The organism is Spirosoma fluviale (assembly GCF_900230225.1).
Classification (GTDB): Bacteria; Bacteroidota; Bacteroidia; order Cytophagales; family Spirosomataceae; genus Spirosoma; species Spirosoma fluviale.
In genome coordinates this window covers 36,931-50,679 of sequence record NZ_OCNH01000001.1, presented here as the reverse complement: position 1 = coordinate 50,679, position 13,749 = coordinate 36,931, and the positions used below count along the sequence as shown (strand labels likewise).

The 13,749-nt window shown below is 45.3% G+C and carries 12 protein-coding genes; 4 read left to right on the top strand and 8 right to left on the bottom strand.

Annotation, left to right across the window (positions count from 1 at the left end):
- Positions 1-9: 9 nt before the first annotated feature.
- Both CRO74_RS00195 and CRO74_RS00190 read left to right on the top strand, forming a co-directional pair.
- Positions 10-672, top strand: coding sequence for an HAD family hydrolase (locus tag CRO74_RS00195; RefSeq protein ID WP_097124002.1), 663 nt, complete (start codon positions 10-12; stop codon positions 670-672).
- A gap of 124 nt (positions 673-796) precedes the next feature.
- Positions 797-1,576 carry a peptidase associated/transthyretin-like domain-containing protein gene (locus tag CRO74_RS00190; RefSeq protein ID WP_097124001.1) on the top strand — a complete coding sequence of 260 codons (780 nt, stop codon included), beginning with the start codon at positions 797-799 and terminating at the stop codon, positions 1,574-1,576.
- Positions 1,577-1,595: 19 nt separating this feature from the next.
- Here CRO74_RS00190 and CRO74_RS00185 read toward each other — a convergent pair whose 3' ends face one another.
- Entirely contained in the window at positions 1,596-2,084 is a 489-nt protein-coding gene (locus CRO74_RS00185) for an MOSC domain-containing protein (protein WP_097124000.1), read from the bottom strand.
- 696 nt (positions 2,085-2,780) lie between these two features.
- Here CRO74_RS00185 and CRO74_RS31870 point away from each other — a divergent pair.
- Positions 2,781-3,161: a hypothetical protein gene (locus tag CRO74_RS31870; protein ID WP_245877717.1), complete on the top strand. Its 381-nt coding sequence runs from the start codon at positions 2,781-2,783 to the stop codon at positions 3,159-3,161.
- A gap of 7 nt (positions 3,162-3,168) precedes the next feature.
- Complete coding sequence (locus CRO74_RS31865; protein ID WP_245877716.1) at positions 3,169-3,372, top strand: transposase; 204 nt, start codon at positions 3,169-3,171, stop codon at positions 3,370-3,372.
- A 171-nt stretch (positions 3,373-3,543) separates the two neighbouring features.
- Here CRO74_RS31865 and CRO74_RS00175 read toward each other — a convergent pair whose 3' ends face one another.
- The 7 genes from CRO74_RS00175 to CRO74_RS00145 form a co-directional block, all read right to left on the bottom strand.
- Positions 3,544-4,467 (bottom strand): metallophosphoesterase family protein, encoded by a 924-nt coding sequence (locus tag CRO74_RS00175; protein ID WP_097123999.1) that lies wholly within the window; start codon positions 4,465-4,467, stop codon positions 3,544-3,546.
- Between the two features lie 531 nt (positions 4,468-4,998).
- Complete coding sequence (locus tag CRO74_RS00170) at positions 4,999-5,415, bottom strand: DUF1842 domain-containing protein (protein WP_097123998.1); 417 nt, start codon at positions 5,413-5,415, stop codon at positions 4,999-5,001.
- 350 nt (positions 5,416-5,765) lie between these two features.
- Positions 5,766-6,272 (bottom strand): hypothetical protein, encoded by a 507-nt coding sequence (locus CRO74_RS00165; protein ID WP_097123997.1) that lies wholly within the window; start codon positions 6,270-6,272, stop codon positions 5,766-5,768.
- Positions 6,273-6,966: 694 nt separating this feature from the next.
- Positions 6,967-7,764 carry a tol-pal system YbgF family protein gene (locus CRO74_RS00160; RefSeq protein ID WP_097123996.1) on the bottom strand — a complete coding sequence of 266 codons (798 nt, stop codon included), beginning with the start codon at positions 7,762-7,764 and terminating at the stop codon, positions 6,967-6,969.
- 8 nt (positions 7,765-7,772) lie between these two features.
- Positions 7,773-8,348, bottom strand: a complete 576-nt coding sequence (locus CRO74_RS00155) for an RNA polymerase sigma factor (protein WP_179830088.1) — start codon at positions 8,346-8,348, stop codon at positions 7,773-7,775.
- Positions 8,349-8,565: 217 nt separating this feature from the next.
- Entirely contained in the window at positions 8,566-11,694 is a 3,129-nt protein-coding gene (locus tag CRO74_RS00150) for a CHAT domain-containing protein (RefSeq protein WP_179830087.1), read from the bottom strand.
- A gap of 973 nt (positions 11,695-12,667) precedes the next feature.
- The gene (locus CRO74_RS00145) at positions 12,668-13,294 is read right to left on the bottom strand and encodes a hypothetical protein (protein ID WP_097123993.1); all 627 of its coding nucleotides are present in this window, start codon (positions 13,292-13,294) and stop codon (positions 12,668-12,670) included.
- Between the last annotated feature and the right edge of the window lie 455 nt (positions 13,295-13,749).

Sequence of the window (13,749 nt, the reverse complement as noted above, 5' to 3'; positions counted from 1 at the left end):
CTGCAAAATATGAAAGCTGTAATTTTTGACATGGACGGGGTTATTGTCAACACAAACCCGCATCACCGCATTGCCTGGCGCGATTATTACCAGCGTTACGGTAAAACATTGAGTGATGAGGACTTTGTACAGTATGTTTCGGGAAAACATAACGACGATATACTCAAACACCTTTTTGCCGGACAAGACCTTACTACCGACGAAGCCAAACGGCTGGCGCACGAAAAGGAAGCTTTATTCCGGGAATCGTACCAGCATGAGATCACACCGATCGACGGCCTTATTCCGTTCCTAAAGGCATTAAAAGCAACCAATGTGCTTACGGCTGTAGCCACATCGGCCCCGGTCGAGAATCTGGATTTCATCATGGATGCGCTTGGGATTCGAACGTATTTTGATGTATTGCTCAACGAAAGTATGGTTAGCCATCCGAAACCGGACCCCGAGATTTATCAGAAAGCAATGAGTCTGCTGGGCGTTGAGCCAACGGAGAGCGTTATTTTTGAGGATTCGATGACGGGTATTCAGGCCGCTAAAGCAGCCGGTGCTACCGTGGTGGGTATGGCAACGACCCAATCGCCCGATGAACTCTGGCCTTTTGTGGATGATGTGGCTCAGGACTTTACAACCATGACCGTTGATCGGCTCGAAAAACTGGTTAAGGTTTTTTAACAGGATTAAATGCAACCAAGCTGTATTTTTGTGTAAAAATTAGCAAGTCAGTAAGTGGCTGACGCATACAAACACTTCTGGTGTCAACCACTTACTAACTTGCCGACTTACCAACTTAACCCAAATGCGTATCAAACCCCTGCTTTTCCTTTGCTTTATCTGCCTTCTGGGCTGGTCGGGGAGTGCGTTGGCGCAGGGGAAGTACGTGGTGGGGACGGTTGTCGACCAGACGACAAAAAGTACAGTAGACAAAGTGACAGTCGTAAACCAGCGAACCCGTCAGCGGGCTCGCACGAACGCGTCCGGGCGCTTTTTCTTGACGATTCAACCCGGCGATTCACTTATTCTGACAAGTCAGTTATACACCCGAACGGGTATTCGCTACGACGGCTCGGATAACCCGACGATCGTGGCTCATGCCCTGCCGCCCATGCCGTATCGGGTGGTCGATCTGGCCGAGGTGACTGTGAAGGGCAAACGCTATGAAGAAGTAAAGCGCGAAATTCAGCAGGTGCTCGACGAGCCCACGGCTTCCAAGAAAGTAACCGGCGAACAGGCTTTTGACCGATTAGCCGACGGTGCCGGTGTAACACTCTTGTATGAGCTGTTCGCTAAACGGCCCAAATCTGATCGAAAAGCCTACTACATCATGCAGCAGGATCGTAGGCATGCACTGGCGCTGGAACGGTTCCGGCTTCTGGTAGAACAATCGACCACGCTGAAGCCCGACGAAGTAGACCGTTTTTATGACTTCTGCGATTTAGATGATGAATTTTTGCTCAAAGCAGAAGATTACGACCTGATCAATACCATTCAGCAGTTACGCAATCGGTATGGCAATGGGTTCAACCGCCCCAGCCGTATTTCAGCCGAACCGGCAGCATCGGCACCAAAGCAACCGTAACCCATCCCCAAACCCACAATCAACCGTTCGGCGGCAGCACGACAACCTCCGCCCCTATCCGAATTGTGCCCCCCTGCACAACTCTGGCCGTCATGCCACCGTGTCCACGCATGGCATTATACCCGCCAGCACCCAGGGCCGTTTCCATCTTAGAGCAGGGATGACATTGGCCCGTGATGTGAAGAACAGCATCGCCAATCTGAATTTCCTTGTCTTTAAGCGCCAGTAGATTTATCCCCGACACAACGATATTTCGGCGCACCAAAGCCGGGTCCAATACATCACGACCCGTTAAGGCGGCTACAACGGGCAGGTGTTCTGCCTGAATAAGGGTGACGTGTCGATTGCCACTTTGACCGCTATAGTGATCGCCCAGAATACCTTTTTTTTCGGTGACGTCTATCGAGTCGACAACCGTAACGGGTTCGCGTCGTACGGGCCGGATGCCGATCCATTCGATACGACCGGGGCGGGGGAATACGTTGAATAAATCGTTGATATTGTCCAAAACTGGGATTTTTATGATTTACCTGATTACTATGATTTTGCTTTCAGAGAAAGTTAAGAAATAAATCATGGCCTGTGATAAAAATCAAACAAATCCCGCGGGGCCGCCCTTTAGGTTTGTGGCGTGGTAAGAAACCAAGATTTGGTAGCTTGCCAATAAGTGAACAGGGTGGGCTACCCTAGGGGGCCGCAGAGTTCCAGCTCTAGGCACGGATTAAGGACCCACCCTGTTTTACTTGCTTTAGACTCAACGGGGTGGCCCGAGCCATGGAAATTCGGGGATTTAGCCCCATTAGCAAGGGTTTGAGCACCAAAGCAAGAACTTATTAACCACCGCACAGGCGGCCCTGCCTAAATTACGATCTTGCATGGACATGTGCTATTTTATCGGTGTTGACGTTTCAAAAGCCACCTTAGACTGGGCCGTCTTCGATGGTAAAACTCTACTCTTGCAAAGCCAGTCTGAGAATACCGAAAAAGGTATCAAGGCCACTCTTAGACTCATCAGGGCACTACCAGGTTTCAAGGCTAGTCAGTCGGTTTGCTGTGCTGAACATACAGGCATCTACAATGCCCACTTATTGGCCTACCTACATAAACTTTCTTTTCCCCTTTGCCGGGCCGCCGGTGCGGTTAGAAAGTAGTCTGCAGATTAAGAAAGCAGGCGGTCTTCAACGAGGTAAATCTGACGCCATTGATGCAGTCCGTATTGCCGACCGGGTCGCCGGTGCGATATGCTTTCCGCTTTCGAGATAAAATGTGCCTGTGGCAGCCGCCACGGCCCGTTTTGCAAAAACTGGCCGCTATGAGTGCTCTTCGTCAACGGCTTCTAAGGATCCGTCAGCAACTCCGGCAACCCCTTAACGAGCAACAGGGCTTCGTAGAAAAGTCGGTGCAAAAGCAACTGGTTAAAAATTGCCAGGCCTCTCTCAAAGCTATCAATACCGATTTGGCAACTGCTGAGAAGCAAATCAATGAACTCATTCAGAGTGATGATCGCTTAAAAGAGCCGCACGGGCGGCCCCGTTTTCGGTCGGATCACTTCTGTTCCTGGCGTTGGGAATGCCATTGCGGCTGAAGTTCTGGTGGCGACCAACGAATTCAAGGCCATCAGCGATCCCAAAAAACTTGCCTGTCACGCTGGTGTCGCCCCTTTCGAATATAGATCGGGTAGCAGTGTGCGGGGCAAAACGCGCGTTAGCCGCCATGCCCGTTTGCGGCTAAAATCACTCTTTCATCTGGGGGCGATGTCAGCTATCCGGATGAAAGCGGGGCGGCCCGTGCCGTGAGTTGAAAATTTATTATCAACGTAAGGTTGCTGAGGGTAAAAATAAGATGTTGGTGCTGAATGCAGTTCGAAATAAACTGATCCATCGAGTCTGTTCAGTGGTTCACCGCCAGCAGAAATATGACAAAAATTATACGCCAACGCTTGCATAAACCATGGAAATCCGTGCGGTTCAGACATAGTTCACATACCTATTCTCGACCGTCCCGTCGTCATACAAATCGACCAGGGCGTAACCGGCTGCGGTATGGTGATAGTTACCAAACCACCACGCGCCACTCACCGCTCCATTGCAATAATACGAGACGCCATTATAGTCGACACGGTCGGTTAAATGGATATGGCCGCTGAGGGCGGCTTTCACGTTGGGGTGGTTATGAAACAAGTTCGTCAGACGAACTGTGTCGCTGTGCATCCAGCGAGCCGGAACACTCCAGTTTTCATCGGCAAATCGCTGTCCATCAAAGAACACGCAAGCTGCCAGAATCGGAATGTGAGACACCACCAGAATGGGTGTTGAGCTGGGTGTTGTTTTCAACTCCGATTCAAGCCAATGATATTGTTCGTCGTCCAGATGAGCCGTGTACCAGCTTCCATCGGCTTTGGGTTGTACGCTATCCAGCATGATAATGCGCCAGCCATTCCGGTCGATGCTATAAAAGCGCTTCGTCATTTGGAATTCATCCATTGCCCACTGACGCCCGGCTTCAAAGCAACCCTTTGTTTCCTGTTTGCACCAGATGTCGTGATTACCCACACAGCTTAGGACAGACAGGGTGTTTTCGCTGCGAAGAACATCCTGATAGAGTCGCCACTGTCGGTTTACGCTGTCTTTTCCCCGACCGTGAGCTTCCATAATGGCATCACCTCCATTGATGATGAGGTCGGGTTTATCGGGTAGGCTCTGTACATGGTGAAGGCATTTTTCAAAGCCTTTAGCCGCACCAATGATCGGCTGCATGTGTACATCGGTGAGGTGGGCAACTCGCAGTACCCGTTGCCTGGGTGGTGTTTTAGCCTGGGCAGATGCCCGAGACCTTACGGAAAGAGCCGCAAGGCCCGCGCCCATTTGTTTTACGATGTCCCGACGGTTCATACGTACGTTTTGGTTTGCGCAAAGTACGGCTCCGCCTGTGACCTCTTGATTACCTGAGTTTTATCTTATTGTTAGTGAATTAGGGGGCTTTCGTGCTATTTGTTTATATGGAATATGGGTAGCTCTGCCGAAATGGGCGTTTAACCAGCCTGCGTATTAAAGAGATAGACCGCGTAACTGAAAGACGCGTACCAAGTGAAGTTGTAACAATAAATAAGCCGCTAATTGAACGACTGTTTGAAGTCCGGCAGAGAGTAGACTTTGATTTAAACAAACGACTGAGGGTGCTCAAGACTTAACGGATAGGCGATCCCGGCAACCAGCAAGGTTTTCTGGCAAACCGTCTGCGAACCGAAGAGTGTTTTGCCCACTCCCCACCGGGGTTCTTTTGTGAGGTTAGGAAAGAAAGAGGAAGGTGAGGAGGAGGACGGTTAGAGAACGTACTGATGCCAAAAGCAGGTACACTATCAGAGCTTTAAATCCGATAGTGTACCTGCTTTGTTAATCAATTAAGCTATTGGGTTCAATGCCCTATTTTCCTTCGATGTGGAGAGGAACATTTTTAATATGCTGGCTTCCATCGGTGAAACTACCATGTCCATGAGAATTCTTTTCAATCACTATAATGGCTGAAAATTTCTCAAAATATAGCCCAATAGCAGGTGGAATAGCGCTAACAGGGAATGTGCCCACTAAGGCTATTATACGTTCAGCTTTACCAAAGCCTGTTTCGTGAATTTGTCCTGTTAAATTATGAACAATAATCTTTCCATGTGGTGGCGCGAGAGCTCGTGTAATTTCAACAAAGCCTGTAACATTTCCTGTAGATGGATTTACCACTAAAGAGAAGTGCATAATAGGCGCACCTGGCATATTTAAATTACCCAAGGTTCCTTTTAACAAATAAATCCCGATCAACGTGCTTTCATGTAATGTTTGTGTTGCCATTTTCTTGCAAATAAAAGGGTGTACTACTCGTGAGGCTTTTCGTTATCCGCCCCGTTTATTAAAGTGGGCTCTGGACTCCACTAGTAGTATTTTTATTAAGCTTAGTTATAGTTAGTAAATGCTATGGTAAATCAACCAGTAGACTTTAAAAACTACCATTAAACTTAAATCTTATAACCTGTTTAAATTTTTATAAATAGTTGGCAATAAGTATTTTTTGTCATCCCGAGGAACAAGGGATGTTCGGCAGTTGGGTTGTTTTTTGTTCCTACCGAAGATCCCTCGTTCCTCAGGATAACAAAAACGACTAACTAACCTTGAAAAATAAAAACTTAAACAGGTTCTTAATGTTACATCTCAGCAATATACTTTTCTAAAGTTTCAATGTTTTTGTCATAAGCAGTAGGATCACCTATAGAAACCATATCCATTCGTACATAAGGAAGAAAAGGCAAGGATCTCGCAGCAAAAAAATAGTCAAAGCTATCTGGTTGAAGCGTACTGGCATCTAACCCAATAGCCCAATTTTTTGATTGATATGATTTAAGTTCATCAATTGTAGTAGTGCAACTGTTTTTTTCTGCTTCTACGAAGGCACTCATATAAACTTCAAGGGTACTCACGTTCTCATCATATGCAGTTGGCAGTCCAATACTTACGCCATTGTTTTGAACATAGAACTTAAAAGAAAGGCTCCGATTTGTAAAAAAACCCAAAAATCCATCGGGCATAAAAGTGTCCCCATTAAGTCCAATTGCCCAGTTGTTTTCCTGATAAATTTTCAAATCTTTAATAACTGTCTTAACTCCTTTGGATTCATCAACTGCTGATACAAATACTTTTGGTAAGGTTGACATAATAGTGTTTTTTCTTCCTACTCTTAAGGCTTTTCAGACATCTCCTCCACAATAAATGCCCTTGTGGATAAGCCCGTTTTTTATAGTGGGTTCTAAACTCCACTCATTATTATTTTACTGCTAAACTGAAGTAAAAAAGACTTAGAAAATAGCTGAAACACCATTAGTCATATGCCATTCTACTATTCTTTCTAGCTAGCTCTCATTAGTTTATTCCAGCCGAAGCTAAAGGTTACCTCTTTAACTGAATTATTTTTTGATCAGGCCACATTATGCTAATTACCCAGTATCTATTTGCTTGGTTTGAAACGATTTATCAAATTTTTCCTTGGTGAAAGAAAAAAAGATTTTAGGTTAAAAAGCCATTTTTTGAAAGAAGATCACCGTGTCAGGCTCATTGATAGTAGTAGACAAGCCACTAATCCACTATAGTATTTTTCAGCAGGAATAAAGTAGTCCCCGGCCAAAACGCCTACGCATAGCAGCAACCTTACCCGCAGGGGCAAGTAGAGAAAAAGAGAAGATTTTACAGAATGAAGCTAAAGATCGCTTAGTGTGCTATTGGGTGGGGAGGAGAACCAAACGGTCAACTTACTATAGCACCCAGGGGGAACAAGGTTTTCGCTAATGCGTTCGAGGCATTAGAAAAGATTTTATAAGACAATCTGTTGGAGGTATACGGCTTAGATCCGTATCAATTTGATAACTCGTTCAGCATACGAGTTGCCCGCTCGCCATATGGGCCACCTTGCTGGCTTAATTCGCGGAGTAATGAACTTGCCTGTTCCTTCTGATTCAGGTCAATATACCCCAAAGCCAGATACCACTTCGCCTGTACGACATAGGCATTGTCGCCATGATCGACCACTTTCTGGAAAGCGGGAATAGCGCCCTTCGCATCGTGCAGCGCCAGCTTACATTGGCCAATGTAGAAATTGGGAACAACCTGACGAGGGTTTTCCAATAAACTTTTCTGAAAAAAGTCAATTGCTTTCCGGTATTCCTTCTGGTTATACGCCACAAAAGCAGTCTTAAGAATAGGTGCCTCATCTTTACCGCCAGATCGAAAAACAGCCGGGGCTTCGTAGACGGTGAAATTACCGGCCACCAGTTCCTGATTTGAAACCGTTGTGGTGTTATTTACATAAAACAAGCCCGCTCCCATTACCAGCGCCAGACCAACAGAGGCTGCCATCCAGTACCAGGAGGGTACATGGCGTGATTTCTTACTGGCTGTCGCCTGCGGCACCACAACTTCCGGCTGCGACTCATCGGCAAAATAATCATTGGCTGCTTTTTGTAAAGCCCGCGCCATCAGGTTATCCGGCACTTCATTCCGTATCGCTTCGTACAAGTGGCGATGTATTAGCACTTCATGAGCCATTACCGGATCTTGCTGTAGTGTCCGCTCAAAAGCCTGCTGTTCATCTGTAGACAGTGAATTGGCCAGGTATCGCTCAATGCGTTCGTATTGTTCTTCTTTCGTGTCCATTGCCTCGTTCAGTATAAATCCCTATACCGGCTGTCTTCTTTTATTAAACTTATCAGTTTCTCCTTGCACTGAAACTTACGTTTCTTGGTGTACGACTCGCTGCTATATCCCAGCAAGGCCATCAACTCTTTCACACTCCGATCTTCCATGAACAAGCGTAAGAGCTTCTGACAGTCGTCGCCCAGCTTACGAAAATTATCCTGATACAGTTTGTACTGTTCATTCCGGGTAATCGCTTCCAGAAGCCCCTCTTCCATAATATCCATCGTTTCGGTTATTTCTACCTCTCCCTTGGTCGAACGATTTCTGAGTTGTTTGAGCCAGAGCTTACGGCAAACCGAATACAAATACGTATAAAAGGCCACCGTTAAGGTAAAGTCCGGGCGTAGCGCCTGCCGGTAGATGATCATCAAGGCATCCTGAAAAATGTCTTTGGCATCATCCAGACTTCCCGCGTTGGTTTGGATCATCTGTTTAATTCCCGAAAAGAAACGGCTGTATATTTCCTTTAGCAACACAGCATCGCCCGTTCGCAGGCCATTAATAAAGAGCGTATCGACTTTAGGTGTATCAGAGGTATTCACAAATGTCAGGTCTTGGCGGGAAATTTTGTAAATATACATATATGGCCCACGTAGTCACTATGATAAATACGTTTTCTACGGCCTATAGGCTATTTCCCTTACTCGACAAGTCCAGCTATTTGTTTGCCAAACCCTACCCTGTTCACTTGTAAACGAGTCTTCCTAATGTTGATTTATGATTTCATTTTCTGACTTTTAATAAATAGAGCTTCTGAACTTAGTACGAAGACGTAGATTGAAACTTGGCTTTCGTAAAGAAGTACATGTTCAACATTGTCTTTCCGTGTCGCCATGCCAGGATCGTTAGTAGTATAAGTACCAGTGAGCTTAGCCACAACAGAATCTTGTGCTTTGGTAAAACCAATGGGGAAGCGTCGCCTATAACCACAATACCCGACCAGAACAAGGGGTGACCCGTCAAGTCGTCACTCTTATCTATATACGTCAACTTAGCCTGCCGTAAGGCTTCGTCTTTTGACAGGCCATCAGCCAATCCTTTGTAGAATAAATCCATGATGCTGGCGCTGGCTCTATCCTCTGCCTTCCACAGGCTCATCACGACGCTTTTACTACCAGCCAGGATAAAACTTCGGGCAAGACTAAGCACCCCTTCGCCAACCTGATACGTCCCATACCCCGTTTCGCAGCCACTCAATACAGTCATGCGGGCATTCAGTTGCAAACCACCTACTTCGTAAGCATCCAGGTGGCTGTTGGACTGTTTTTTTTCCGGTGTAAAAAAGAGCGTGTTCTGGTTTGAATTCTGCTCATCGGCCCGGCTGTGCATAGCCAGATGAATAACATCGTATCCTTCAGCCAGTTGTAGAAACTGGCTTTTGGTTGCGGACTTATCCAGATAAGCTTGTCCGTTAAAATAACCAGTGATTTGTTTTACTTCCTGCTGCGTTTCAGACAAAGGCGTTTCTCCAGCCGTTTGATTGCCTGACCGGTACATGGGGCTTACCGTCGTGCGTTGATTAGCGGATGAATAAGCAGGCGCAAAAGCCAGTAAGGTACCTGCCTGGGTTGTTGATTTCACCGGCGATACATCGACAAACAAACTGGCCGAATACGCGTAACTAATAGCCGTCTTACGCACTAAATAAGGCAATCGGGCATAAGACGATGACTTCGAACGAACAGGTGAGGCATCCAGCAGATTGTCGAAGGGCACATAGCTCAAACTACCTATGGGAACTATGGTCAAGTGTTTTGGAAAAGCGTTTTGTATGGGTACAACCGGCTTAATGAGCACGTTGTAGAGTTGATAGGCACTTTGCGTAAACAGATTATAAGCCTTGCTCGATGACTCTGTCACCATAGCATAATCCGTTAAACTGGTCCGTAAGCGATTCACCTGTTGCTCAATAGCCCTAATTTTTCCGATGCGAACAACGCGACGGGTGGTTGGTGTGATACAGAAGGCGTACAGATCATCTACGCCTTCGGCATATTCAATAAAACTCGACTGAGACCGGCTTAGTCTCACCTGCACTGCCTGCAACGAAACCGGCCTGGTATCGTGCCGGAGTTGGTAATATTCGGGGTAGGTCTTCTGAAAGTTGGTTGTCAACGCTTCCAGCTTTCTGCGGTTCTCGAACAGATACTGCTGATAGCGGGTCATTCGTAACGAATCCTTGGAGGCAGTCGCTTCAATCAACTTTCGGGTATAGAAAATAAGGTTGATGCGGAGTCGTTTTTCATCGTTCCAGACTTTTTCGGGAATATCGCCATGTTGCCGGGCGTGGGTATCCGCTAAGGCATCCTGTAAAACGACAGCTCTATTTTTTTCGGCAAAACCAAAGGCATGGTTCAGGTATAGCTCCTGGCCAATTAGCTGATGCAGTTGTAAAGCCACTTCCATAGCCCCCTTATAAAACGGACTGGCCTTTTGAGCCAGTAAGTACTTAGAATTTTCCCAGGGGTAGTTAAGCCGGAGGGTGTCGTATAAGGTCGTAATGGTTTGATTTAAGCGATGGCACGTTTGCAGTCGTTGTTGCCGTATCGGTTGCGTTATTGCCGTTACGGCCCATTGCTGGTAAATTTTACTTTTGAGACATAGTAATTCCAGAAGCGAGAGCCGGTCACCCGTCTGGCTTAGTTGGAATGCGTTTTCGTCTCCGCCTTTTCTACGACTTGGATAAACAATGGCCAAACCCTGCTTCACCTGTTGCAAGGCGTCGCGGTAGTTCTTTTGCTGTAGATACACATCGGCCATCTTCTGCCGAATGATCGTCTCTGTAGGCGCATTCTGGTTATGCTGCGATGCCTGTATGGCTACCTCATAGGTGTCGAGCGCTTGTTGAAACTGGCGCTGCAATACATAACATTCTGCTTTTCGCAGGTAATAAATCTCAATATCTTTCTGCTCGTTTTTCTGAAGCAGAGCTCCTTTCTGTAGATAATAGAGAGCCTGTTGACTATTCTTTTGTTTGATAAATAGACCGCTTATTTTGAAATAAATTGCGGCAATCTGCTGAACATATGCGCCCTGAGTATATTTCATACTTTGCATATAAAAAGCCATTGCCCGGTCCGTATTTCCCTGCTTATTATAAGTTGAGCCTATATTTTGATAAATACTCAGCAGCGTAGGCACAGGAGGGGATTTTTGCCTCATAGCAAATTGTAACGCCTGAGTGTAGTAATCAATCGTTCGGTCATAGTCGCCCTTTGAGTAATACATGGCTCCTATGTTATTATAAAATGTTACAACGTATGAAGAATCCAGTGAGGTTAACCGAGGCTTGGCAAGTACAGCCCGCAAGCCGTCCTGAGCAACCATAATCGCCTTTTCATAATCGCCCAGCGCATCATACATAACCCCTTGCAACCTGTAAATAACACTAAAGGTATCGTTGGTCTGTGGTAATTTTTGTTTGGCCCGCTGTAGAGCCAATGATAAACTAACTTCCATACATTTGAAATTGGAGGCATAGTAGTAGTCACCGGCTCGCAGTATTTCACAATACGTAAATTTCTCCCAGTCCTTTATTTTGTCAAAAACAGGTTCTGCTCTGTTCAGAAAGTAAGTAACACTATCCGATTTTCGCATGGGAATATACAGTTCTGCAAACTTCAGATCTATATCAGCTTTTAACCGATGCAGATTTAATTTAGGATAGAGGCTGGCATAATTTTGAGCTTTCCGCAGTGCTTGCATGCACTGGATTGGAAGATCAGCCGCATCCAGAATACTTGCGTATCTAACTAAACAGTCTATAACCCGCACCCTATACTTTCCCCGTTCATATATACGTTGAGCCGTTTGGATAGCTTTGATGGCCTGACTGTATTGCCCTTTGTCTCTGAGCGAATCGGCCTCAACCAGCTCCCGATAAGCCATAAGCGTATCTACAGTATTCGGTTGAGACCAATCAGTCAATTGATTTTTAGTATAGCCAATCTGTTTCCCTATGCTTAAGGAAATAAAGAAAAAGAAACTGAAACGGACTATAACTATTTTACCCATGACAAGGCGGTTGTTTTAAGCTTTGTGATAATTTAGCTAGACAGATGGGTCAAACGTAAATGATTTGAAGAGAGTATGAGTACCACTAATTGTCGATCCCTAAAGCCGTAACCCCTTATTCCCAAATTAGCTAAAGAAAATTGACTGATCATCGTTGGTTAAAAATACAATTGTATGTCCGTGTCTAATTTGCGAATTATGTTGTTGCCGCTTTGAAAATGAATTTTTAACAGGTTCAATAGTAAATTGGTACTATAAACGTTGGCAATTCAGTTGTTAGACCCTGGGTCACACAAGCGATGCAGGTGATTAATTGTGAGTAGAGTCATACTATCCCATAGTAATGGCACTTGATTAATCACCGAACATACCTGACTCAGAGACCCAGGGGTAACTTCTTCATCGTTTGCTATGCAATTGCGGGTTTTGTAATAGGAGGATTTGGTTGTTTTGCGCTGGAGTCCTCTGTGGTTTGTGGTTCTTCGGTTTTCATAAAAATAAAATTTAGAGTGTGTAAAATGGTTTAATTATGGAAAATGGTTTTAAAAATTCATTCTTTACATATTTCCAGCCATTCTGCCAAAGGTCTGCCCAAAAGATTACATTCACTTTCTATTTTGGGACATAATCTATAAAATTGGAGACATTATAACCAAAAATGTGACATGAGTAGTTAAAGTAGACCAGTTTGTGCGCTGGCCGTTGAAGGAAGCTCGCTTTTTAAGGAGCGATCCTCAACAAGCCAATCAATTGAAATAGTGTGGATAGAATACCTAGCGAAGTAGATCAATGCGAACCGGTTGCTCCGAAGGGTTCGGCTCACCAGAGCAACCGGTGGAAATAACTCCTAATCAGTTAGATTGTAAAATTCCTTGACAGCTTCGTAGTTATTAAAATCAACGGCGGCTTTCCGGCCATTAACTACAGTAGCTGCCGGAATAATTAATACCCTTGCCAGACTAATCTGTGTCAAAGAAACACCTGAACTTGCTGTGCGATAGACATTAATAGTCTGAACAGTTGGGTAAGAAGCATAAATAACATAGCCAAACACATCGCCATTTACTCCACCCATATTTCCAGGTATTTGATACACTTGGGGCCCTAAAGAAGGAGACTGTAGATATACGACTACCAGACTCTTATCAATAACTGCTTTCGTTATGTAACCTGGTAAATTGAGATTAAAGTTAGCGTTTGCTGCAGCAAGAGAAAAGGAGCTGGCATACGTAACTTGGGTGATACTGGAAGGTCCGGTAGGCCCAACAGCACCAGTTGCCCCTTGTGGCCCGGTTGCACCGGTAGCACCTGTCGTACCCGTAGGTCCTGTAGCACCTGCTGCACCCGCAGAACCCGTAGCACCGGTGTCGCCCTTTGGGCCTACTTCCCCTTTACAGGCGGCTAAAAAAACAACAATTGTTAAAGACAGAAACAGAGTGTTGATAAATTTCGAAAATGTAGTGTTGAACGACATACGTTTGGATTACTATAAATTATGTGGAAAAATGTACCCGCTTTGGGTAGAGCAAAGGTTAGTTTAAAAGATCAGAGGGGCTGTCTGTTTTGGGACATTATCTATCAAATTGGGGACATTACGGCCAAAAGAGTAGCCTTATACACCAAATAGCCTCTGTTTATGAAGGGTAGCACAAGCTAAATCGTCTATATGAGTGGTCTTTTAGAAAGTTTTATCTACTCGTTGTCCAACTTTCCGATTTCCGCCTTTACTGGTCCTTTAAGCGAACTTTCGTTTGTTTATTCCAACTGAGCGGAAAGGTTACCTGCCTGACTTAACCTTTTTTCAACAATGTACTTGTACTTGTTACGCCACTTCGTCCAATTCAGCAATAGCGAGGGTATGACTTACGGGCAAAAAAAGCGTCCCACCTGACTAAGCAGTGGGACGCTGATGTTAAGAATACATGCCTA

Coding starts and splice junctions, on each gene's coding strand:
- CRO74_RS00195 (WP_097124002.1), top strand. CDS start 10: ATGAAAGCTGTAATTTTTGACATGGACGGGGTTATTGTCAACACAAAC.
- CRO74_RS00190 (WP_097124001.1), top strand. CDS start 797: ATGCGTATCAAACCCCTGCTTTTCCTTTGCTTTATCTGCCTTCTGGGC.
- CRO74_RS31870 (WP_245877717.1), top strand. CDS start 2,781: ATGCAGTCCGTATTGCCGACCGGGTCGCCGGTGCGATATGCTTTCCGC.
- CRO74_RS00175 (WP_097123999.1), bottom strand. CDS start 4,467: ATGAACCGTCGGGACATCGTAAAACAAATGGGCGCGGGCCTTGCGGCT.
- CRO74_RS00170 (WP_097123998.1), bottom strand. CDS start 5,415: ATGGCAACACAAACATTACATGAAAGCACGTTGATCGGGATTTATTTG.
- CRO74_RS00165 (WP_097123997.1), bottom strand. CDS start 6,272: ATGTCAACCTTACCAAAAGTATTTGTATCAGCAGTTGATGAATCCAAA.
- CRO74_RS00160 (WP_097123996.1), bottom strand. CDS start 7,764: ATGGACACGAAAGAAGAACAATACGAACGCATTGAGCGATACCTGGCC.
- CRO74_RS00150 (WP_179830087.1), bottom strand. CDS start 11,694: ATGGCTTATCGGGAGCTGGTTGAGGCCGATTCGCTCAGAGACAAAGGG.
- CRO74_RS00145 (WP_097123993.1), bottom strand. CDS start 13,294: ATGTCGTTCAACACTACATTTTCGAAATTTATCAACACTCTGTTTCTG.